Below are 21953 nucleotides of genomic sequence, written 5' to 3'. Positions count from 1 at the left end.
TGTCGCCGGATAAAAAACAGTATGTTCTACAACTGATTTGCATCACAACTCATTATTGGGTTATGGTCGTTCTACCGGGGCCTCTAATGTCGAGGCCATGGCTTCAACGGAAGATGCGGTAAACGGCGAGGAGGCCGATTGCGATCTGGGTTGGTCGGCGGCGATGCTGATGCGCCATTACCGGGCGCAGGTTCAGCCGCGTGTTGCCGACCTGCCCCGCGGCGAGCGTGGGTACCAGGTGCTCTACACCGTGATCTGCAAGAGCTTGCCCAATCAATTGCAGATGGCGGAGTACCTGGGCATCGACCGTACGGTTCTGCCGTACGTCATCGATGATTTGGTGAAGGCCGGACTGGTCGAACGGCAGCCGGACCCGGCGGACCGTCGGGCCAGGAAGGTCGTCGCCACTGCGCGCGGAGTCGAAACGTTCCAGCGGTTACGGGACGAGGTCGGCCCGGCAGAACAAGCCGTGCTATCGGCGTTGGATCCTGAGGAGCAGTCGCTGTTCAGGTCGCTGTTGTCGCGGGTGGCCCGCCAGGCGCGCGACGAGACCAGCGTACGCGCCATTTCCAGCGAAGACGTTTGAGATTAGAGGCGACCCGGTACCGAGAGGTCGGCGGTTGAGAAATAGCCGCCGCACCTGAAACTGGGGCCGGCACCGGTCCCAGGATCCGCGATACCGCAAAGGAAACGGGTACACGACATGCCGCACAATCCAGCTGATCTCAGCAAGGACCCCACGCCAGATCCGGTCGAGGACAACGCATTTCTGCCCTCGCCGTATTCGTTGAGTCAATACACCCAGTCGAAGACGGACTTCGACGGCGTGAAGCATGAAAACGCCTACACCGGGGGCAGGTGGAAGGTGCTCATGATCGCCACCGAGGAACGCTATGTGCTGTGCGAGAACGACAAGATGTTCTCCACCGGCAATCATCCGGTCGAGATGCTCCTTCCTCTGCATCACATCATGGCGGCCGGCTTCGATGTCGACGTCGCCACGGTCGCCGGGTACCCGGCGAAACTCGAATTGTGGGCAATGCCGGGCGAAGATGAGGCGGTCCTGCGGACCTACGAAGCGCTCAAGCCGAAGCTCAAGCAACCGAAGAAGCTCGCCGACGTCGTCGCCAACGAGCTGGGCGCGGACTCGGATTACATCGCGGTCTTCATTCCCGGCGGGCATGGGGCCGTTGTCGGCCTGCCGGCCGCCGAGGCGGTCGCACAAACGCTGGAATGGGCGTTGGCCAATGACAAGTTCATCGTCACCCTGTGTCACGGCCCGGCCGCATTGTTGTCCGTCGGGCAGGGCGGCAAGGTCTCGCCGTTCAAGGGCTATTCGGTCTGTGTGTTCCCCGATGCGCTCGATGAGGGTCCCAATCTCGAGATCGGTTACCTGCCAGGGCATTTGCGGTGGCTGGTCGCCGACCTGCTCGCCAAGCAGGGGCTGACCATCGTGAATGAGGATATGACGGGCAAGGTCCACCAGGACCGCAAGCTGCTCACCGGTGACAGCCCGTTGGCATCGAACAATCTCGGCATCTTGGCAGCAGATGCGTTGGTGGGCGCTGTCCGGTCGCTCGATGGAACCGACGCGAAGTCCTGACGCGAGGCATTTGATCTGCGGCAGCGGGTGATTCGTTGCCGCAGATCATCTCGCCCGCCTCGGCCGAACTGTCACACCCCGAAAACCCGCGCCGCGTTCCCGCCGAGGTAGAGGTCGCGCGCCTCGGCGTCGAGGCATAGATCGTCCAGTCGCTCCAGACACCGCTCGGCCGACAACATCGGCCAGTTGGTCCCGAAAAGCACTCGGCTGCGGCCGGATCCGCGCATGTAGTCCACGAGCGCCGCGGGTAGACGATGCGTGGCGTAGGCCGAGGTGTCGATGTAGAAGTTCGGAAACTTCTTGGCCAGGAACAGGACTTCGTCGATCCACGGTGCGCCGACGTGGCCCCCGATGACCACGAGTTCCGGGAACTCGAGCAGGACCGTCTCCAGGTAGGGGATCGGCCGGCCGGGCTCGGACGGACAGAGTGGGCCGGTATGCCCGATCTGTGTGCAGAACGGGATGCCGAGTTCGACGCAGGCCTGCAACAGTGGATAGTAGCGGCGGTCGTTGGGTGGCAGGTTCCACAGCCAGGGGACCACGCGCAGCGCAACCATGCCCAGATCGGTTACCGCCCGGCGTAATTCGCGGACGGCGTCGACCGGTCGGGTGAGGTCCACGGAGGCGACGCCGGCGAACCGGTCGGGATGCGCGCGCACGTGCGCCGCCGTCTCGTCGTTGTCGATCAATGCGCCATGCGGCCCGAACCACGCGCACAGCAACGACTTCTCGACGCCGGCGTCATCCATCGCCTTCAGTGTGACGTCGATGGGCAGGGCCGGCAGGTCTTCTTGGCGGGTCCAGCGCAGCAGCGGCCGCAGCCATGGCTGACGCATGAACAACTCGTTCGGCTGCTGGGACCACGCGTCGATTACTCGTGTCATGCCTCAATTACTTCACTAGTGAAGTAATAATGCAAGGGTGGTTTCGAAACACAGGTCACCGGCAGGCAAGCGGCGGGCGTACTTCCAGCTGCAGACCGTCGCGCAGCGGCTGCGCACCACGGCCGACCGGCTGTTCGCCGAGGAAGCCGGCATCACAACGGCACAGGCCGCCGCGCTCATGCTCATCGAGAACCACGCCGGGTGTCGACAGTCGCTCATCGCGGCACAACTCGGCCAGCGGGAATCGGCGGTCACGGCCATGGTCGGCCGGCTGGAGACCGCAGGGTTCATCGAACGCCGGGCCAGTCAGAGCGACGGCCGGGCCTGGGAGTTGTGGCCGACCGAATCCGGCACCGACGCGCTCCGGCGACTGGAGGCCGCGCTGGCGACCGTCAACGGTTACATCGACGAGGCCATCGGGGTCGACGAGGTCGACGGCGTCGTCGATGCACTGCAGCGGCTGAGTGATCTGCTCGACGATCGATAAGCCTTGACCAAACCTTGACTCCGCGTTGAATCGCCGCACCGACGATGACGGATGTGATTACGCTTCAAGCCGTGGAGCTGGGGGTTTTGGGACCTCTGCAGGTCCGGCGGGACGGTACGCCCGTCACGATCCCGGGCGCCAAGCCGCGCGCGATCCTCACGATGCTCGGGCTGCACTGCGGCTCCGTCGTGTCGGCTGACGCATTCTTCGAGTTGCTCTGGGGAGACGAGTCCCCGCGTACCGCCGCGAAGGCCCTGCAGACCCACATCTCGGCCCTGCGCCGCGTACTGGGCGTCGGATTGATCCTGACGGAGGGCGCAGGGTGGACGCTGGCCGAGTCGGAAGTCGACGCCGCCCGGTACAAATCGGCCGCCCGATCGGCCCGCGACGCCGTGGCCACTGGCGACATCGTCGAGGCCGTCGTCCGTTTCGACGAGGCGGTCGCCCTTTGGCGTGGCATCCCCGAACTGCCCGACGGCCGACGCGGCACATCGGAAAAGACGCGATGGATCGAGAGCCACGCCGCATTGGTGGAGGATCGGGCCGATGCACTGCTGGCCGCGGGCCGCGTCGCCGAGATCATCGGCGAGCTCGAGGCCGCTGTCGCTGAGGCGCCGTTGCGTGAAAGGCGTTGGGGACAGCTGATGCTCGCGCTCTACCGCGCAGGCCGGCAGGGCGAAGCCCTCGGTGCCTACCGGCGGGCGCGGGCCCTGCTTGCCGATGAGCTCGGAGTGGACCCCGGACCAGGCCTGCGCCGACTCGAAGCGGCGATCGTCGCGCAAGACGGCTCACTGGAAGTGCCTGCGGTGCAGCATGTTCCGTCGGTCACGCGGGCGGTCACCTTTCTGTTGACGGACATCGAGGGGTCGACGGCCGCCTGGGAGACCGATGCCGACGCCATGGCGGTGGCGCTGGCCAGGCACGACGAGCTGGTCGGGCAGATCGTCACCTCGCACGGCGGGCGGCTGATCAAGACCCGCGGCGAGGGCGACGCCACGTTCTCGGTTTTCGATCGCCCATCGGCGGCTGCCGCGGCCGCCATCGAGTTGCAGCAGGCCATGGCCGCCGAGGGCTGGGCGCTGGTCGATCCGATGCGGATCCGGGTGGCGCTGCACACCGGGGAGGCGGAGCTTCGCGATGGCGACTACTTCGGCCGGGCGGTGAATCGGGCGGCCCGGTTGCGGTCGATCGCCGAGGGCGGCCAAATCCTGTGTTCCGGAGCGACGGCCGAGTTGGTGATCGATTCGCTGTCCGATGATGTGGCCTTGGCCGATCTGGGAATGCGACAGCTCAAGAACCTGGCTCGCCCCGAGCACGTCTTCGAGCTCCGTCGCGACGTCACCGATGGCACGCCCGAACCGCCGACCACCGAGACCTCGATCGAGCGCCCGGCGCTACCTGCGGTGCTGACCGGTTCCGGTCCGTTCGTCGGGCGCGGCGTCGAACTGGAGCGGTTGTTCACGGCGTGGCAGACCGCACTCGCCGGGACCGCGAACTCGGTGCTGATCGCCGGCGAACCCGGGGTCGGCAAGACCCGCCTGGCCGGGGAGTGGTCACGCCAGGCGTATGACCAAGGCGCCCTTGTCATCTACGGCCGCTGCGATGAGGACCTCGGCGCGCCGTACCAGCCGTTCGCCGAAGCCCTGCGCGCGCTGGTGCCGTGTCTCGGGGCCGACCGGCTACGGGGGCTGCGTGGCGTGGAAGCGCTGCTGGCATTGGTGCCTGGTCTGGCCGACGTGTTGCCCGATGTGGCGGCGCCGACCCGTGCCGACCCGGACACCGAGCGCTACGCGCTGTTCGACGCTGTCGTCGCGGTGATGGGTGTGGCCTCGGCGAGTACGCCGGTGGTGCTCATCCTTGACGACCTGCACTGGGCGGCCAAGCCCACGCTGCTGCTGTTGCGGCATCTCCTGCGGTTCGGCGACCACGCCCGCGTGCAGATTGTCGGGACGTATCGCAGTACCGACCTGGACCGGTCTCACCCGCTGGCGGCAATGCTCGCCGACCTCAACAGGGACGGGACGGCCAGTCGCCTGTCGCTGAGTGGTCTCGATGTGAACGAGGTGACGGCGTACGTCGCCGAGACCGGCTACGACGATGAAGAACTGGCTCGGGCGTTGGCCTCGGTAACCGGCGGCAATCCGTTCTTCCTCATCGAGGCACTACGGCATGTCGAGGAGAGCGGCGGCCATTGGGATCCGAGTACCTTGCCACAGGGCGTCCGTGAAGCGGTGAGCCGCCGGCTGTCCCGCCTGCCCGCGGAGACCAACAAAGCGCTTGCCGCGGCCGCCGTCATCGGGAGTCGGTTTCACGTGAATCTTGTCGAGAAGGTTGTCGGAGACGACCTGATCGATGCGTTCGACGAGGCGTGCCACGCCGGCATCGTGATCGAGGAGCCAGGCGGTTGTTACCGGTTCAACCACGCCATCGTCCGGCAGTCGTTGCTTGCCGAACTGCCGTCGGTGCGGCGTATGCGGTTGCACCAGCGCATCGCCGTCACCCTGGAGGACCAGCCTGGCGCGGACGACGAACTGCTCGGCGAACTGGCGCACCACTACTTCGAATGTGCGTGGGCGGGCAACGCCGTCAAGGCCATTGAATACTGCCGTCTGGCGGCGGACCAGGCGATGACCCGGCTCGCGTATGAGGGTGCCGCCGACCTGTACGACCGTGCCCTGCACGCCCTGGAAGAACTCGACGACGAAGTGGCGGACCGGGACGACCAGGTTGCCGACCTGTTGATCGCTCGCTGCGAGGCTCTGCTGGCGGCGGGGGACGTGGCGTCGGCCGCCAGCGTGGTGCCCCAATTGCATTCGGCTACAGTCGATTCCCCGCGCCGGGCGGCCTGGGCGACGTGTTTCGACGGTCAGCTGTCCATGCTGACGCACCCCGAGCGATTGGACGAGATTGAATCGGCGTTGTACGGGGCGGCCCGAAAGCTGGGTGAACTGAACGACGCCGCCGGAGAAGCCAAGGCGCACACCGTCCGTGCCGCGTGCCTGGCCCGACTTGGCCGGATCGGCGACAGCGAGGTGGCACTTGACGAGGCGCTGACCGCGGCCCGTCGTTCAGGTGATCACCGCCGGGTCAACGCGGTCCTGGCGGGTGCGCCGCTGGCCGCGCTGTGGGGGCCCAACCCCGTCCCGCGGGCCGGTGGACGGTGTCTGGATGTGATTCGGTTGCTGCGCATCACGACCGAATCGCCCGCGGTCGAGGCCACCTCGATGCGGTGTCAGGCAGTGCTCGAGGCGTTCCGTGGGCGGAGCGCTGCAGCACGGCGCATGATCGACTCTGCCCGCCGCACCGCTAACGGACTGGGGCTGCGTCATGCGGGCCTAGAGGTCGAGCACCATGCCGGTATCGTCGAGCTGGTCAGTGGCGATCCGGTTGCTGCCGAGCCATTTCTGCGTAAGGCCTACAACGGATTTCGGCGTCTGCGGCTGGACCTCGACATCGCCGAGACGGCTGCCCTGCTGGGCCGCACCTGCCTGATGCTCGGCCGAGTTGTCGAGGCTGACGAACTATGCACGGAGAGCGAGCGGCGTGCCGGCCACGCATTCAAATCGTCGATCGCCTGGCGGACCCTGCGGGCGCAGCTGCTGTCGCGCTGCGGGGAGCACGCCGAGGCTCGGAAAACGGCCGAGGCCGCTGTCGCGCTCGCCCAACGCACCGACGCATTGGTGGATCACGGTGATGCGTGCGATTGCCTGGCAGGGGTTCTGAAGGCTGCCGGTGATACCGCGGGGGCGCGCGCGGCAGCTGAACGGGCGGCAGGTCTGTACGAGCGCAAAGGTGCTGCGGTGCTTGCCGAAAGAGCACGCGGGCTCCTTGACGACCCTGGCCGCCCGAGTGCTCCGGCCGAACCTGAACCGCCCACTGTCGGGGTGCGCACGGCAGCGGTCCTCCTGAGCGAACGCGTGATGGCCGCTCACGACCGTGCGGACTGGGACGAATTCGAGAGGCTGGTCGCCCCCGACGCGTCTGTTGAGAGCCGGCGAAAACTTGTCGGTTTCAAGCGCGGTGACTTCACCCTGCCTGAGGTGACACGCCAGACGCGGCGCGATCTCGAGTCAGGGGCCATGCGGGTGGCCCACGATGTCATCGCTGTGCGTGGTGAATGTCTGGCGCTCGCGCGCGTGCGGGCGGGCACCGCCGACGTGAGCGCTGGGGCGCCGCAAGACGAGTTTCTTCAGGTCTACGGTGTCGACTCCGAGGGTCGGGTCATATTCCAGGTGTGGTTCGACCCGGAGGACATGGACGCCGCGATTGCCGAACTCGACGCCCGGTACGCCCGGCGTGAGGGGTACCGACCCGGCATTGTGCAGGGGAACGCTGCGACCAAAGCGGACGATCGACTGATCCTGCTATTCGGTGACGGTCGCCTGGACGAGATTGATGCGCTGTTCACCGAGGACACCCTGCTCAATGACAGACGGCGTGGTGTTCAACGCGAGTTCAAGGGGCGCTCGACTGCGGTCGAGAACATCTGTTCCATCGCAGCTTTCGATGTCACTGTCACGAAGACGACGCTCGCCCTGCGCGGTGATCGTCTTTGCCTCAGCCACATGCGATTCGAAGAACGTCGCACCGGGCCTGCGGCGTTCTGCGTCGAAACACTGGAGATCACCGAAGTCGACGACGACGGATTGATAGTGGCGAAGATAACCTTCGACCTCGAGGATGTCGACGCTGCAACCGCTGAACTCGATGCCCGCTATGTTGCCGGTGAAGGGGCTGCGCACGCGCACTCTTGGTCGACAGTTCTCCGTGCGTACGACGCGCTCAATCGGCACGAATTACCCGACACGACAGTCGATATGGTGAGTATCGACAACAGGCTGATCGCGTCATTCGTCCCGGGCGGCATCAAGGAGTACACCGTCCTCGCCTGGGAACAGGTGCCGGACATCAGTTTCCGCATCGAGTCGGTACACCAGCTGGCTGACGATGGGGCGGTCATCACCCACGCGTTGAGCGGCACATCCCGCGATGGCTTCGAGGCCGAGTGGCGCGAAATCCACCTCATGACGATCGATGGTGAACTGTTCAACCGGAGCGAGATGTTCGATGAGGGCAACCTCGCCGGCGCACTGGCGCGCTTCGCGGAATTACATGTGCAGACAAGACCTTTGGAGAACACGGCCAGCCACGTCTATGCGCGCTACTTCAGCTCGTACGGGGCCCGCGACTGGGCGGCGATGGCCGAAATGTGTGCAGAGAACGTGGTACTCGACGATCGTCGCGCGCTGATCGGTACCGGGGTGCTTCGAGGACGCGAAGCCACCACGGGCAACATGCGGGCGATCGCCGAATTCGCGGTGACACTGTCGACGTCGCGCATCATCGCTACCCGTGGCGAGCGGCTCGCGCTGATCTTGGCTCGCTTCGCGAGCACCATGGACGAAGCCGAGCCGTTCTATGCCAACATGCTGATCGTCGCCGAAATCGATGTTGCCGAACGGATTGCGGCCTTTGTGACCTTCGATCCTGAAGAGGTCCACGCCGCCTTCGCGGAACTTGAGGCTCGTTTCCTGGCCGGTGACGCTGGCGCTCATGCCGCGGTCTGGTCGGTGATCGAGCAGGCCAACGGCGCTTTCAATCGACACGAATTACCCACGTCCACACCGGATGCGGTACACATCGACCGGCGATCTCTGGTGTCGACAGAGGCGGTGGAAATGGCAGCATCTGTCGGTGCGGTGTTCGATGTCGTATCCGATGCCCGCGCTTCCATTGACGCGGTGTACCGACTGAACGGACTCGGCGCGGTGGTGACCCAAACCCTGAAAGGGACTTCGGCAGAGGGCTTTTGCGCCGAATGGCGGATGGTCTGCATCTACCTGACCGCCGGTGAGTTGATCAGCCGCGCCGAGATCTTCGATGAGACGGACCTAGAAGCCGCCCTCGCACGCTTCGACGAGTTGAGCCGGCCAACACCGCGACTGGAGAACGCGGCGAGCCGGGCCAATGGACGCTTCATCGCCTACTTCGCCGCCCGCGACTGGGACGGCATTGTGTCGGTGCTGAGCGAAGAGCACTGCGGCGACGATTGGCGGCGCGTGGTCGGGGCCGGACTCCGCCGCGGCCGGGATGCCGATATCGAGAACTTGCGCGTGATCGCCGATCTCGGGGGGAGCCTGACGGCCGAGGTCATGGCGATTCGCGGTGAACGCCTGGTTCTCAGTCGTAACCGGTTTTCGGGCAGTGACCGGTCGCAAGAGATCATCGTCGAGACGTTGACCGTCGTCGAGATCAATATGAGCGGCCTTATTACCGCAGTCGTTTCGTTCGACATCGACGACCTCGACGCCGCGTTCCAAGAACTCGAGGCTCGTTACCTCGTGGGTGAAGCCGCTGCCCATGCGCAGATCTGGTCGACGATTGCCGACTCTGTCGCCGGATTCAATCGGCACGAACTTCCCACGACGACGCCGGATCCGGCCTACATCGATCGGCGATCGCTCGTCTCGATGGAGGCAGTTGGGCTCGCTGCGTCCCTTCATTCGGTTCTGGAAATGATCCCGGACGTCAGAATCTGCATCGAGGCGGTGCATCGACTGAGTGGTTGCGGAGCCGTCGTCACTGTGGCTGTGGAAGGAACCTCGCCAGAGGGCCTTTCCGCCGAATGGCGAGTCATCGACGTTCTCGCGACCGAAGGCAACTTGATCAGTCGTGGAGAAATCTACGATGAGACGAACCTCGACGCCGCGCTCGCACGCTTGGACCAACTCACTGACGGTCGAGCGTGAATTCGATGGCGACACATCAGCCCGAAAGTTCGCGATCTACTTCACTTTCGGCGATGCGGCGCTCAGTTGTAGTGCGTCGTCGCGCAGGCCGTCGGCGTCGTGAGGTTCACGCCGGGGTAGGTGACCTGAATGTCGGCGCAGGCGATGAAATTCGCCTCGGTGTTCGGCTTACCGGTGCGCACGTCGAGCGTCAGCGAGGTGCCGTCGACGGCGAACTCCTCGAACGTGCCGCCACCGTTGAACGTGACCGAGACCAGAGCGCTGTTCTGCGACTTGAGCTGTCGCGAGTTCACGGGGCCGTTCCAGGAACCGCGGTTGATCGGCGGCGCTCCGGTTGGCGCGCTGTACGAGACGTCTTGGTACACATTGCGGTTCGAGCTGCGCAGCGTGATGTTCTCGCGCGCCCAGGTGTTCGGCGGCAGCGGAACCGGATTGCCCCCGACCACCAGGTTGGCGGCGGTGTTGAAGGTGCACGCACCACCCGAGCACTGTGCCGTCACGTGAATCTGAATCTTCGTGGCGTCGTCGACCGGCACGAAGGCGTCGGCCGAATTGACTGCGGCAGCAGCCGTCGCGGGGGACATCAGCGCGGTCGCGGTCAGCACAGCGGCCGCGGTTGCTGCAGTAAGCCCGTGCACAGTCACTTTCACGTTCAAGAACGTATCCCTTCGCTACTCGTCGTAGGTGACTTCGACGGAATCCGTCTTGGGCACCGCCTGGCAACCGAGGATGAGGCCCTCTTCGAGGTCGGACGGCTCCAACACGTCGTTGATCGCCATGTCGACGTCGCCCTTCTTCATCAGCACCGCACACGCCCCGCAGTGCCCCTCTCGGCAGGAGAACGGTGCGTCCAGTCCCTTGTCGAGCAGCACGTCGAGCAGTACAGCCTTGCGCGGCCACTGCAGCTCGTGCGTCTCGCCGTCGAGCGTGACGATTGCGGTGGCCGGGCCCTCATCGCTGTCATCTTCGGCGAGCACGACGGCGGCGAACGGGTCGGAGTCCAGTGACTGGAACACCTCGAGGTGCACATTGCTCTTGTCGGCGCCGGACTTGAGCAGCGCCTCTTCGGCGGCGGCCATGAACGGGGCCGGGCCGCAGATGAACGTCTCGCGCGTGGTGTAGGGCGCCAGCTGTGTGGCCAGGATGGTCGGGTTGGGCAGGCCCTGCACCGACTCGAGCCAGTGCACGACGGACAGCCGGTCCGGGTACAGCGACGTCAGTTCGCGCAGCGCCTTGCTGAAGATCACCGACTTCTCGTCGCGGTTGGCGTAGAACAGCGTCACCTTGCCGGTGCCCTCGGACAGCGCGGACTTGAGGATCGACAGCATCGGCGTGATGCCGCTACCGCCGGCCAGCAGCAGGAAGTCGGTGTCGAGGTTCTTGGGGACGAACGTGCCGGACGGGGCCAGCACGTGCATCCGCATGCCGACATGTGCGTTGTCGCACAGCCAGTTCGACGCGTAGCCGTCCGCGGTGCGCTTGACCGCGACGGTCAGTGCCTCGTTGGCATGCGGCGAGCTGCACAGGGAGTAGCAGCGGGCGACCGATCCGGTGCGGGTGCTCGGGACGCGCAGGGTCAGGAACTGACCGGGGGAGTACTTCAGTCGCTCTGGCGGGATGTCGCTGCCGTCGGGCGTCTCGAACACCAAGACGCGCGCGTCGTTGGTCTCGGCGACGACGTCGGCCACCACAAGTTCCAGTACGTGGCTGCCCAGCGGCTCGTCCACAACCATCACCCTTCGTTCGAACCGGCCTGACGGCCAGTAACTAGAACAGGTTACAAAAGTGCAGTTATGCGGGTCTACCTGCTGTAGCACCGCCATGCTCGACACAAATCGTAACGTGTTCTAATCTTCTGTCTAGACGACCACTCCCCGGGAGGCAATCCGTGACGTCAATTGAACAACTCGACGTGCAGGCCGTGCTGGCTGGCATCGACGACCTGCTGCCGGTGCTGCGCGAACGCGCACAGCTGACCGAGGACCTGCGCCAGGTGCCGCAGGAGTCTATCGACAGTCTGAACGAGATCGGCTTCTTCAAACTGCTGCAGCCCGCCCAGTGGGACGGCCTCGAGGCTGACCCCACCGTGTTCTACGAGGCGGTCCGCCGCATCGCCAGCGCCTGCGGTTCCACCGGCTGGGTCGCGTCGATCATCGGCGTGCACAACTGGCACCTGGCGCTGTTCGATCAGCAGGCCCAGGAAGACGTCTGGGGCGACGACTCGACCGTCCGCATCTCCTCGTCCTACGCCCCCATGGGCGCGGGCGTGGTGACGGAGACCGGCGACGGCTACATCGTCAACGGCGCCTGGAACTGGTCCTCCGGCTCGGAGCACGCCACGTGGGCGTTCCTCGGTGGCCCGGTCATCAAGGACGGCCACCCGGTCGACTTCGGCAGCTTCCTGATCCCGCGCACCGAATACACCATCGACGACGTCTGGAACGTCGTCGGCCTGCGCGGCACCGGCAGCAACACCATCGTCGTCAAAGACGTCTTCGTGCCCCGGCACCGCTTCCTGTCCTACAAGGCGATGAACGACGGCACCGCCGGCGGCTACCAGACCAACACCGCCCCGGTCTACAAGATGCCGTGGGGCACCGTGCACCCCACCACCATCTCCGCCCCCATCGTCGGCATGGCCTACGGCGCCTACGCCGCGCACGTCGAACACCAGGGCAAGCGCGTCCGCGCCGCGTTCGCCGGCGAGAAGTCCAAGGACGACCCGTTCGCCAAGGTCCGCATCGCCGAGGCCGCCAGCGACATCGACGCCGCCTGGCGCCAGCTCATCGGCAACGTCGCCGACGAGTACGCCCTGCTGGTCGCCGGCAAGGAGATCCCGTTCGAGCTGCGGGCCCGCGCCCGCCGTGACCAGGTGCGCGCCACCGGCCGCGCCATCGCGTCCGTCGACCGGCTCTTCGAGGCCGCCGGCGCCACCGCGCTGGCCAACGGCACCCCGCTGCAGCGTTTCTGGCGCGACGCCCACGCCGGCCGCGTGCACGCCGCCAACGAGCCCGAGCGCGCCTACCTGATCTTCGGTAACAACGAGTTCGGTCTGCCCCCGGCCGACACCATGGTCTGATGACCGCCGCGGTATCCGAGGTCACTTTCGAGTCCACCTCGCGGTATGCGCAGGTAAGTGATGATTTGCGCCTGCACTACCACGAGGCCGGCGACCCGGCCGCCGAGACGATCGTGCTGCTGCACGGCGGCGGCCCGGGTGCGTCGAGCTGGTCGAACTTCTCGAAGAACATCGCGGTGCTGGCCGAGCGGTTCCATGTGCTGGCCGTCGACCAGCCGGGCTACGGATATTCGGACAAGCCCACCGACCACGTGCAGTACCACCGCCACAGCGCCACCGCGCTGCTGGCGCTGTTCGACCACCTCGGTATCGAACGGGCTGCGCTGGTGGGCAATTCGCTAGGCGGTGGGACGGCGGTCCGGTTCGCGCTGGATCATCCCGAGCGGGCCGGCCGGCTGGTGCTGATGGGCCCGGGCGGGTTGAGCGTCAACCTCTTCGCGCCCGACCCCACCGAGGGCGTCAAGCTGCTCGGCAAGTTCGCCTACGCACCGACGCGCGAGACCCTCGAGGCGTTCGTGCGGATCATGGTCTTCGATCAGAGCCTGGTCACCCCGGAGCTGATCGACGAGCGGTTCGCCATCGCCAGCACACCCGAGTCGCTCGCCGCGCTGCGCGCGATGGTCAAGTCCTTCGCGGGGCCTGACTACGAGCTCGGCATGATGTGGCGCGAAGTGCACAAGCTTCGGCAGCGGGTGCTGCTGATCTGGGGCCGTGAGGATCGCGTCAACCCGCTCGACGGCGCGTTGGTCGCGCTCAAACAGATTCCGCGGGTCCAGCTGCACGTGTTCGGTCAGTGCGGCCACTGGGCACAACTAGAGAAGTTCGACGAGTTCAACAAGCTGACCCTCGACTTTCTGGGCAGCTAGAGGAGACATGGCATGACGACGATCAAGGCCCTTGGTTACATGCGCATCGAGGCCACCGATGTGGCGGCCTGGCGCGAGTTCGGGCTCAAGGTGCTCGGCATGATGGAGGGCGAGGGCACCAACCCGGATGCCCTCTACCTGCGGATGGACGACGTCGCGGCGCGTCTGGTGATCGTGCCCGGCGAGAAGGACCGGCTGCTGGCCTCGGGCTGGGAGGTCGCGGACGCGCCTGCCCTCGAGCAGCTGAAGGAAAACCTCAGCGCCCACGGCGTCCCGTTCAAGGAAGGGACCAAGGAAGAACTGCTCGACCGCAAGGTCGAGGGCATGATCAGCTTCCAGGATCCGGCCGACAACACCCTCGAGGTCTACTACGGCATCCAGTACCTGGGTCGTCGCTTCGTCAGCCCCTACGGCCACAAGTTCGTCACCGCCGAGCAGGGCCTCGGCCACGTCGTGCTCACCTGCAATGACGACGCCGCGGCGCAGGCGTTCTACCAGGATGTGCTGGGCTTCCGGCTGCGCGACTCGATGCGGCTGCCCCCGCAGATCGCGGGCCGCCCGGCCGACGGCGACCCGGTGTGGCTGCGGTTCTACGGCTGCAACCCGCGCCACCACGCGCTGGCGTTCATGCCCATGCCCAACCCGACGGGCATCGTGCACTTGATGGTCGAGGTGGAGAACTCCGACGACGTCGGCCTGTGCCTGGACCGCGCCAACCGCAAGAAGGTCAAGATGTCGGCCACGCTGGGCCGGCACATCAACGACAAGATGCTGTCCTTCTACATGAAGACGCCGGGTGGCTTCGACATGGAATTCGGTTGCGAGGGACTCGAAGTCGAGGACGAGAGCTGGATCGCCCGCGAGAGCGTCGGCATCAGCCTCTGGGGTCACGACTTCAGCGTCGGGTTCAAGTAGGCTCGCGCGGCATGACTCAGACCCCGCAGATCGACCCCCGCACATTCCGAAATGTGCTCGGGCAGTTCTGTACCGGCATCACCGTCATCACCACCGTGAATGACGGTGTGCCGGTCGGTTTCGCCTGCCAGTCGTTCGCTGCTCTGTCGCTGGACCCGCCGCTGGTGCTGTTCTGCCCGACGAAGCAATCGCGGGCCTGGAAGGCCATCGAGGCCAGTGGCAAGTTCTGCGTCAACATGCTGCACGAGAACCAGCAGCACGTCTCGGCGCAGTTCGGCTCCAGGGCCGAGGACAAGTTCGCCGGGATCGATTGGAGTCCTTCGGGATTGGGCTCGCCGGTGCTCGACGGCACGCTCGCCCACATCGACTGCACGGTGCACTCCGTGCACGACGGCGGCGACCACTTCGTGGTGTTCGGCGCGGTGCAGTCGATGTCCGAGCCGCAGGCCATCAAGCCGCGTCCGCTGCTGTTCTACCGCGGCGAGTACACGGGCATCGAGCCGGACAAGAACACCCCGGCGCAATGGCGCGACGATCTGGATGCGTTTCTCACCACGACGACCGAGGACACCTGGCTATAGTCGCGCAATGAGCGCGCCGATCCGGTCCGGATTGCGTCGGGTCGTCCTGGCTTCCATGGCCGGCACCGTCGTCGAGTGGTACGAGTTCTTCCTGTATGGCACCGCTGCCACCATCGTGTTCAGCAAGGTGTTCTTCGGGCAGAGCGGCAGCGATCTCGATGCCATCTTCGCGGCCTTCGTCACCTACGCGGTGGGCTTCGTCGCGCGACCACTCGGTGGCGTGGTGTTCGGTCACTTCGGCGACAAGTTCGGTCGCAAGACGCTGCTGCAGTTCTCGCTGCTGCTGGTCGGTTCGGCCACGTTCCTCATGGGCTGCCTACCGACGTACGGCCAGATCGGTTACTGGGCGCCGGCGCTGTTGGTGGTGCTGCGGTTCATCCAGGGGTTCGCGGTCGGCGGCGAGTGGGGTGGCGCGGTGCTGCTGGTCGCCGAGCACAGTCCCGCGCAGAGCCGCGGATTCTGGTCCAGCTGGCCGCAGGCCGGGGTGCCGGTCGGCAACATCCTGGCCACCGTCGTCCTGCTGACGCTGACGGGAACGCTGCCGGAATCGGAGTTCCTGTCCTGGGGCTGGCGGGTGGCGTTCTGGCTGTCGGCGGTCGTGGTGCTGGTCGGCTACTACATTCGCACCAAGGTCACCGATGCGCCGATTTTCGTTGCGGCACAAGAAGAAGCCGAGCGCGTCAAGGCGTCGTCGATGAGCGTCGTCGAGGTGCTCCGGTACTACCCGGGCAAGGTGCTGACCGCCATGGGTCTGCGGTTCGCCGAGAACATCATGTACTACCTGGTGGTCACGTTCTCGATCACCTATCTGAAAGTGCATGCGGGCGTGGGTACTTCACTGATCCTGTGGTACCTGCTGGTGGCCCACGCCGCGCACCTGGTGGCAATCCCGTTGGTGGGCAGGCTCTCCGATCGCATCGGCCGTCGCCCCGTCTACCTGATCGGGACGCTGCTCACCGCGGCCTGGGGCTTCGTCGCGTTCCCGATGATGGACAGCAAGCACTACTTCGTCATCATGTCGGCGATCACCGCGGGCCTGGTCGCGCATGCGTTCATGTACGCGCCCCAGCCGGCATTGATGTCCGAGATGTTCCCGACCCGGATGCGCTATTCCGGTGTCTCCCTTGGCTATCAGGTGACGGCGATCTTCGCCGGGTCACTCGCGCCGATCATCGCGGTCCGGCTGCTGAAGGACTACCACTCGTCGGTGCCGATCGCGCTGTACCTGGCCGGCGCGTGCGTGGTGACGCTGGTGGCGCTGGCGTTCGCACGCGAGACCAAGGGCATCGACCTGGCCGACGTGGATCTCGCGGATAGTGAGCGTGCGGTTGCCGCCGGAGTGCCCCGTCCGTGATGGTCGCGCCACGAATGTGCATACAGATAGTGAAATTTGCGGTTGCTCCGCTCTGACTGCACATTCGTGTACGTGAATATGCTGGGCGCTTGACAAGCAAACGCCTTGTGGGCGTTGACCGTGCGCGGGCGCATGCAAAGTGCGAGAAGCGAAGACCCAGGGCGCACGATCAACGCGAGGCCGACCGGGAAAAGGTCGACTACGACCCGTCCTGCATCGCGGCCTGCCACAAGCCGCGGCCCAGCTCCGACAGCCGCAGCGCGAGCTTCTCGACGCGCGCCGGGAAGGGGCCCCGCGAGGCGTCCTTGATGGCTTTGAGCACCATCGACTCCGCGCCGAGGATCTCGTAGTCGGCCTTCAGGTCGGGATCCTCGGGGACGGTCTCGACCAGCCCGAGCGCCAGCAGGTGGCTGACGTACTGCGGCACCATCTGCGGTAGCGCGACGTTGGCGGTGCGGCCGATGAGGCACGCGTTCTCCAGCGTCGCGACGCTGCGGTTCCGCGGGTAGATGTTCACCAGCGGTGACGACTCGTTGTCGGACAGCGCGCCGATGATGCGGGCTTCGTCGGCAACCAGCTGATCGAGCAGCCGGTGGTACAGCTCGGTCTTCCCGTCGGCCGTGCTCTGGTCGAGGGCGCGGTCCAGCAGGCCACCGAGCTTGCCGTGCAGGGACTCCTTGGCGGGCTGTTTCTGCGGGGCGGGAGCCGGCGAGCGCTCGGGGGCCATCTCGATGGCTTCGACGGTGGTCTTGGTCGCGATCGCGATCTGCTCGCCACCCCAGGCGGCCAGCTTGAAACCGAACTTCGCGACGCCGAGGGCGCGGTTGGCCAGGCCGAGCGGGTCGAATCGCTTCGGGATCGCCAAACCACCACGCGGCGTCGAGATCGCGATGGCGATCTCACCGATGGGCGTGGACAGCTTGATGCCGTGCCGTTCGAGGCCCTCGCGGTTCACCGGTAAGTCGTCGGTAACTTCCGGTTCTGGGTTGTCGGTTTCCTGGGACATTGCGGACCGATGGTACCGGCCTGCCGTTTGTTCTCGCCCCTTGTGTGGCAAACCCGACAGCTACCCCTGTCGGTACGCGGCGAGCCAGGGACCCAGCCGACGCAGCGCTTCTTCGATGTCGGACTTCGGTCCGGCGAACGACAACCGTACGAACGATCCGCCGTGCTGGGTGTCGAAATCCACGCCCGGCGCGATCGCCAGACCGGTGTCGGTCAGCAACTTCTCGCAGAACGTCAGCGAGTCGGTGGAGTAGTCCGAAATGTCGGCGTAGACGTAGAACGCGCCGTCGGCGGGCGCCAGCTTGTCGAGCCCGACGTCGGCCAGCCCGGCGAGCAGCAGCGCGCGGTTCTCCGCGTAGTGGTGCACCAGGGCGTCGGCTTCGGCGATGGCCTCGGGCGTGAACGCCGCGACGGCCGCGTACTGCGGCAGTGTCGGCGGGCAGATGGAGAAATTGCCGGTCAGGCAATCGACGGCCCGGCGCAGCGGTTCGGGCACCAGCAGCCAGCCCAGCCGCCAGCCGGTCATGGCGAAGTACTTCGAAAAGCTGTTCACCACAATGGCATTGCGCGAGGTCTCCCAGGCGCAGCTGGTCGCGGGCGCGCCGTCATAGATGAGCCCGTGGTACAGCTCGTCGCTGATGAGCTGCACGGAGTTGGCGTCGCACCAGGTGGCGATGGCAGCCAGATCCTCGGCCGGCAGCACGGTGCCCGTCGGGTTGTTCGGGCTGGCGATGATCAGCCCCTTCGCCGGCGGGTCGAGCTGCTCCAACATGGAAATGGTTGGGTGGAAACGGGTTTCGGGTCCGCACGGCACCTCGACGACCTCGCAACCCAAGGCCGACAGGATGTTTCGGTAACAGGGATAGCCGGGGCTCGCCACTGCGACGCGATCGCCGACGTCGAAGCACGACAGGAACGCGAGCAAGAATCCGCCGGTGGATCCGGTGGTGATGACGACGGCGTCCGGCTCCACCTCGACGCCGTGCCGGTCGAGGTAGGACTTCGCGATGGCCTCACGCAGCTCGGGAATGCCCAGCGCGACGGTGTATCCGAGGTTGTCATTGGCGAGCGCCTCGGCAGCGGCCGCCCGGATGGGCGCCGGTGCCTGCGCGGCGGGCTGGCCCGCGGACAGGTTCACCAGGTCGCCGTGGCTGCGCTGCCGCTCGGCCGCGGCCAGCCACACGTCCATGACATAGAACGGTGGAATGCCTGCGCGCAGCGCCACGGGGTTGGTCACCTGAGTCAGGCTAGAACACCCGGCGGCAATACCGGCCGGCCGGTGGCGGCAGGCACAATCGTCGGATGGTCCAGGTTGCGGTGGGTGTCGGCCCCGTCAGTGCCGATGATGTAGTGCGGGTGGCCCGTGACGGCGCGGAAGTGATGGTCGCCGATGATGCGGTGGCCGCCATGGCGGCCAGTCGGGCCCACATCGAGGCGCTCGCGGGGAATCCCACCCCGGCGTACGGAATCTCCACCGGCTTCGGTGCGCTGGCCACCCGCCATATTCCCCATGAGCTGCGAACGAAGCTGCAGCGCAGCCTGATTCGCTCGCACGCGGCGGGGTCGGGCCCTGAGATCGAACGCGAGGTCATCCGGGCGATGATGCTGCTCAGGCTGTCGACGCTGGCGACGGGTCGCACCGGGGTCCGACCGCAGGTCGCCCAGGCCTACGCCGGACTGCTGTCGGCCGGACTGACGCCGGTTGTCTACGAATACGGCAGCCTCGGCTGTTCGGGGGATCTCGCGCCGCTGTCGCACGTCGCGCTCGCGGTCATGGGTGAAGGCCAGGTCCGCACCGTAGACGGCGCCCTCCTACCGGCCGTCGACGCGTTGCGCGAGCATGGGCTGGAGCCGGTCACCTTCGCCGAGAAGGAAGGCCTGGCGCTCATCAACGGGACCGACGGAATGCTCGGCCAGCTGGTGCTGGCGCTGGCAGATCTCGATCGGCTGCTGGTACTCGCCGACATCGCTGCGGCGATGAGCGTGGAGGGGTTGCTCGGTACCGACCGGGTCTTCGCGGCGCATCTTCAGGCCTTGCGGCCCCAGCTCGGGCAGGCCGTCGCCGCCGCGAACATGACGCGGGTGCTGGCCGGATCGCCCATCGTCGCCAGCCACAGCGGACCCGACTGCCCGCTGGTGCAGGACGCCTACTCGCTGCGCTGCGCACCCCAGGTTGCCGGCGCCGTTCGCGACACGGTGACGCACGCCCGTACGGTCGCCGACCGGGAATTGGCCAGCATCGTCGACAACCCCGTCATCACTGATACCGGGACCGTCGAGTCCAACGGCAACTTCCACGGCGCCCCGGTCGCGTATGTGCTGGACTTCCTCGCGATCGCCGTCGCCGACCTGGCCAGCATCAGCGAACGGCGCACCGACCGCTTCCTCGACGCGGCCCGCAGCCGTGGCCTCAACCCGTTCCTGGCCGACGATCCCGGTGTCGACAGCGGTCACATGATCGCGCAGTACACGCAGGCCGCCATCGTCTCCGAACTCAAGCGCCTGGCACAGCCCGCGAGCGTCGACTCGATCCCATCGTCGGCGATGCAGGAGGACCACGTCTCCATGGGCTGGTCGGCGGCCCGCAAGCTGCGTAAGTCCATCGACGGGCTCACCCGGGTCCTGGCGATCGAAGTGCTCACCGCCGCACGGGGAATCGAGATGCGGGCACCGCTGCGGCCGGCGCCGGGCACGGCGGCGGTGATCGCCGCCGTGCGGGACCGGGTCCCCGGCCCCGGCCCGGATCGCTACCTGGCCCCCGAGATCGAAGCGGTCGTCGAATTGGCCGGGGACGGGGCGCTGGTGGCTGCGGCCGAGGCGGTCATCGGCCGCCTCAGCTGACCCGATCGGTGACGAGGCGGCCGAGGTCGTCGAGCAGCGCTTCGGCCGCGGCCAGGTCACCCCGCAGGTCCCGGTCGGTGTCGTCCCACGGCAGATCTGCCGCCAAGGCGATGGCCTCTCCGGCGACACCCGTGAAGCGGTGGTGCAGGCCGCGCTGCCGCAACAGGCGCACGGCCCCGACCAGCTCGCAGCACAACAACACCCGGTAGGCGGCAACCGACCGCTCCAGCTGAAGCGCGCTCTGCGAGGCGAACGTGGCGTCCTCCTCCATACCCCGCGACAGCACGAGCGTCCCGACGGATGCGGGTTGCGCGGCGGCCCGGATTTCGGCGATCGCCCCGGCAGCGACGTACTCGACCATCATGAGCCCGGATGAGCCGTCTTCGGCCGCTGCCAGAAAAGCGTTGCGGCCGTTGGTCTCCGGGTCGTTCAGCATCCGGATTCGGGAGTGGGTGATCGGCGCGGTCAGCGCCAGCGCCAGCGTGGTGCCGTCGAGTTCCAGGGACAGCGCCGCCTGGTAGAAGGCGCCGTGATGCACCACCTGGTCGCCCTCGATGTCGAACAGCGGATTCTCCTGCGCCGTGTTGAGCGTCCGCTCCAACTGTGCGACAAGGGAATTCAGCGTCGCGACGACGCTGGCCTGAGCGACGGGGTAGACCCGCAGGCCATACGGATCCTGGATGCGTGCCGGACGGTGCTCAGGGTGCCCCGCGCCGGCGAACAACGTGCGCAGGCGGGCGGCCAGCGCGTCCACCTCCGGTGCGGCGGCCGCGCGTGCGGCCGCCGCGGCGAATGCCGACGGATTACCTTCCAGCGCAAGAAAACTCAGCATGTAGATGACGCTCGATGCGCGTTCCAGCCGGATCAGCTCGTCGGCGGCGAGGCAGCTGCGGCCGACGGTGAGGGCGCTGCTGCTCATGAAGGGCAGTGCGCTGTCTGCGCCCCACCGCGGCATCGGGGTCAGCGGGCGGCTGGCCGGGCGTTCGCCCATCAACGTGAGGGCGGTGCCGGCCAGTGCTGCCAGGTCGCCGGTGCCGATCGACGCGTAGTGCCGCAGTTCGGGCAGGGCATCGTCGTTGAGCATGCGCTCGAGGCCGCCCAGGATGCGCGGATCCAGGCCCGCGCCCGGGACACACAGTTGGATCAGCCGCACGGCCAGCATGGCGCGCACCGTGCGGTCGTCGAGCGGATCACCCGCATCGGCGGCGTGGCTGCGCAACAGGCGCAGCCCGTAGTCGTCATCATCCGGTGCCACCGGCGTGCTGCGATTCGCGCCGACTCCGGTGGTGCGGCCGTAGGTGGCGAACCGCGCACTCAGGTCGGCCGCCTGCCGGTGTGCCCCGGTGACCCCGTCGAGCACGGCCGGTGCAACGCAGACCTGATCGCGCCGGTCCGCGAGCGTCACGACGTCGGCAATCGTGCCCGCTCCGGTCAGCTCAATCATGTAATTCTCCTCGTTCTCTACCGCAGGCGCGCGATCGGTCCTATCATCGCCGAAAGCCATATCTTTCCGCTAGATGGAAAGTGAATTTTACTTAGTGGCAACGCTGAGTGCGTTGGTCGAAACGTTGAGCTCCTACATTTCGTCG

At 66.4% G+C, this 21953-nt stretch carries 16 protein-coding genes; 10 read left to right on the top strand and 6 right to left on the bottom strand.

Annotation, left to right across the window (positions count from 1 at the left end; genetic code table 11):
* Positions 1–97 precede the first annotated feature (97 nt).
* The gene (locus H289_RS0111080; RefSeq protein ID WP_020100862.1) at positions 98–586 is read left to right on the top strand and encodes a MarR family winged helix-turn-helix transcriptional regulator; all 489 of its coding nucleotides are present in this window, start codon (positions 98–100) and stop codon (positions 584–586) included.
* A gap of 117 nt (positions 587–703) precedes the next feature.
* On the top strand, positions 704–1603 hold the full coding sequence (gene hchA / locus H289_RS0111075) for a glyoxalase III HchA (protein ID WP_020100861.1): 900 nt from the start codon (positions 704–706) through the stop codon (positions 1601–1603).
* Between the two features lie 71 nt (positions 1604–1674).
* On the opposite strand, the gene H289_RS0111070 is transcribed toward hchA, so the two are convergent.
* On the bottom strand, positions 1675–2487 hold the full coding sequence (locus tag H289_RS0111070) for an amidohydrolase family protein (RefSeq protein ID WP_029105086.1): 813 nt from the start codon (positions 2485–2487) through the stop codon (positions 1675–1677).
* A 37-nt stretch (positions 2488–2524) separates the two neighbouring features.
* Between H289_RS0111070 and H289_RS31800 the strand changes: the two genes are divergently transcribed.
* Together H289_RS31800 and H289_RS30325 are read left to right on the top strand one after the other, a co-directional pair.
* Entirely contained in the window at positions 2525–2974 is a 450-nt protein-coding gene (locus tag H289_RS31800) for a MarR family winged helix-turn-helix transcriptional regulator (RefSeq protein WP_020100859.1), read from the top strand.
* Positions 2975–3045: 71 nt separating this feature from the next.
* Positions 3046–9723, top strand: a complete 6678-nt coding sequence (locus H289_RS30325; RefSeq protein ID WP_020100858.1) for a BTAD domain-containing putative transcriptional regulator — start codon at positions 3046–3048, stop codon at positions 9721–9723.
* Between the two features lie 62 nt (positions 9724–9785).
* Here the strand turns inward: H289_RS30325 and H289_RS30320 are convergent, their stop codons facing one another.
* Both H289_RS30320 and H289_RS0111055 read right to left on the bottom strand, forming a co-directional pair.
* The gene (locus tag H289_RS30320; protein ID WP_231387992.1) at positions 9786–10373 is read right to left on the bottom strand and encodes a hypothetical protein; all 588 of its coding nucleotides are present in this window, start codon (positions 10371–10373) and stop codon (positions 9786–9788) included.
* A 21-nt stretch (positions 10374–10394) separates the two neighbouring features.
* On the bottom strand, positions 10395–11456 hold the full coding sequence (locus tag H289_RS0111055) for a ferredoxin--NADP reductase (protein WP_036420421.1): 1062 nt from the start codon (positions 11454–11456) through the stop codon (positions 10395–10397).
* 155 nt (positions 11457–11611) lie between these two features.
* Between H289_RS0111055 and hsaA the strand changes: the two genes are divergently transcribed.
* Genes hsaA through H289_RS0111030 form a run of 5 tightly spaced genes read left to right on the top strand, consistent with a single transcriptional unit; the run spans position 11612 to position 16518 of the window.
* A complete protein-coding gene (gene hsaA, locus H289_RS0111050; protein WP_029105085.1) occupies positions 11612–12802 on the top strand; it encodes a 3-hydroxy-9,10-secoandrosta-1,3,5(10)-triene-9,17-dione monooxygenase oxygenase subunit in 1191 nt (396 codons plus the stop codon).
* Positions 12802–13668 (top strand): 4,5:9,10-diseco-3-hydroxy-5,9,17-trioxoandrosta-1(10),2-diene-4-oate hydrolase, encoded by an 867-nt coding sequence (gene hsaD, locus H289_RS0111045; RefSeq protein ID WP_020100854.1) that lies wholly within the window; start codon positions 12802–12804, stop codon positions 13666–13668. The genes hsaA and hsaD overlap by 1 nt, the downstream gene beginning before the upstream one ends.
* Before the next feature lie 12 nt (positions 13669–13680).
* Positions 13681–14583 carry an iron-dependent extradiol dioxygenase HsaC gene (gene hsaC / locus H289_RS0111040; protein WP_020100853.1) on the top strand — a complete coding sequence of 301 codons (903 nt, stop codon included), beginning with the start codon at positions 13681–13683 and terminating at the stop codon, positions 14581–14583.
* A gap of 11 nt (positions 14584–14594) precedes the next feature.
* Complete coding sequence (gene hsaB / locus H289_RS0111035) at positions 14595–15164, top strand: 3-hydroxy-9,10-secoandrosta-1,3,5(10)-triene-9,17-dione monooxygenase reductase subunit (RefSeq protein ID WP_029105084.1); 570 nt, start codon at positions 14595–14597, stop codon at positions 15162–15164.
* A 7-nt stretch (positions 15165–15171) separates the two neighbouring features.
* On the top strand, positions 15172–16518 hold the full coding sequence (locus tag H289_RS0111030) for an MFS transporter (RefSeq protein WP_020100851.1): 1347 nt from the start codon (positions 15172–15174) through the stop codon (positions 16516–16518).
* Between the two features lie 199 nt (positions 16519–16717).
* Here the strand turns inward: H289_RS0111030 and H289_RS0111025 are convergent, their stop codons facing one another.
* Positions 16718–17524, bottom strand: a complete 807-nt coding sequence (locus tag H289_RS0111025; RefSeq protein WP_020100850.1) for an Abi-alpha family protein — start codon at positions 17522–17524, stop codon at positions 16718–16720.
* Between the two features lie 60 nt (positions 17525–17584).
* Entirely contained in the window at positions 17585–18760 is a 1176-nt protein-coding gene (locus H289_RS0111020; protein ID WP_020100849.1) for a pyridoxal phosphate-dependent aminotransferase, read from the bottom strand.
* Between the two features lie 65 nt (positions 18761–18825).
* Between H289_RS0111020 and hutH the strand changes: the two genes are divergently transcribed.
* Complete coding sequence (gene hutH, locus H289_RS0111015) at positions 18826–20364, top strand: histidine ammonia-lyase (RefSeq protein ID WP_020100848.1); 1539 nt, start codon at positions 18826–18828, stop codon at positions 20362–20364.
* On the opposite strand, the gene H289_RS0111010 is transcribed toward hutH, so the two are convergent.
* Positions 20357–21808 carry an aromatic amino acid lyase gene (locus tag H289_RS0111010; protein WP_020100847.1) on the bottom strand — a complete coding sequence of 484 codons (1452 nt, stop codon included), beginning with the start codon at positions 21806–21808 and terminating at the stop codon, positions 20357–20359. The two genes, hutH and H289_RS0111010, sit on opposite strands and share 8 nt — an antisense overlap.
* Positions 21809–21953: the final 145 nt, after the last annotated feature.

This window comes from Mycobacterium sp. 360MFTsu5.1, from assembly GCF_000383495.1.
Taxonomy (GTDB): domain Bacteria; phylum Actinomycetota; class Actinomycetes; order Mycobacteriales; family Mycobacteriaceae; genus Mycobacterium; species Mycobacterium mucogenicum_B.
The sequence above is the reverse complement of the archived record's forward strand: the minus strand, read 5'-3'. Positions and strand labels throughout refer to the sequence as shown.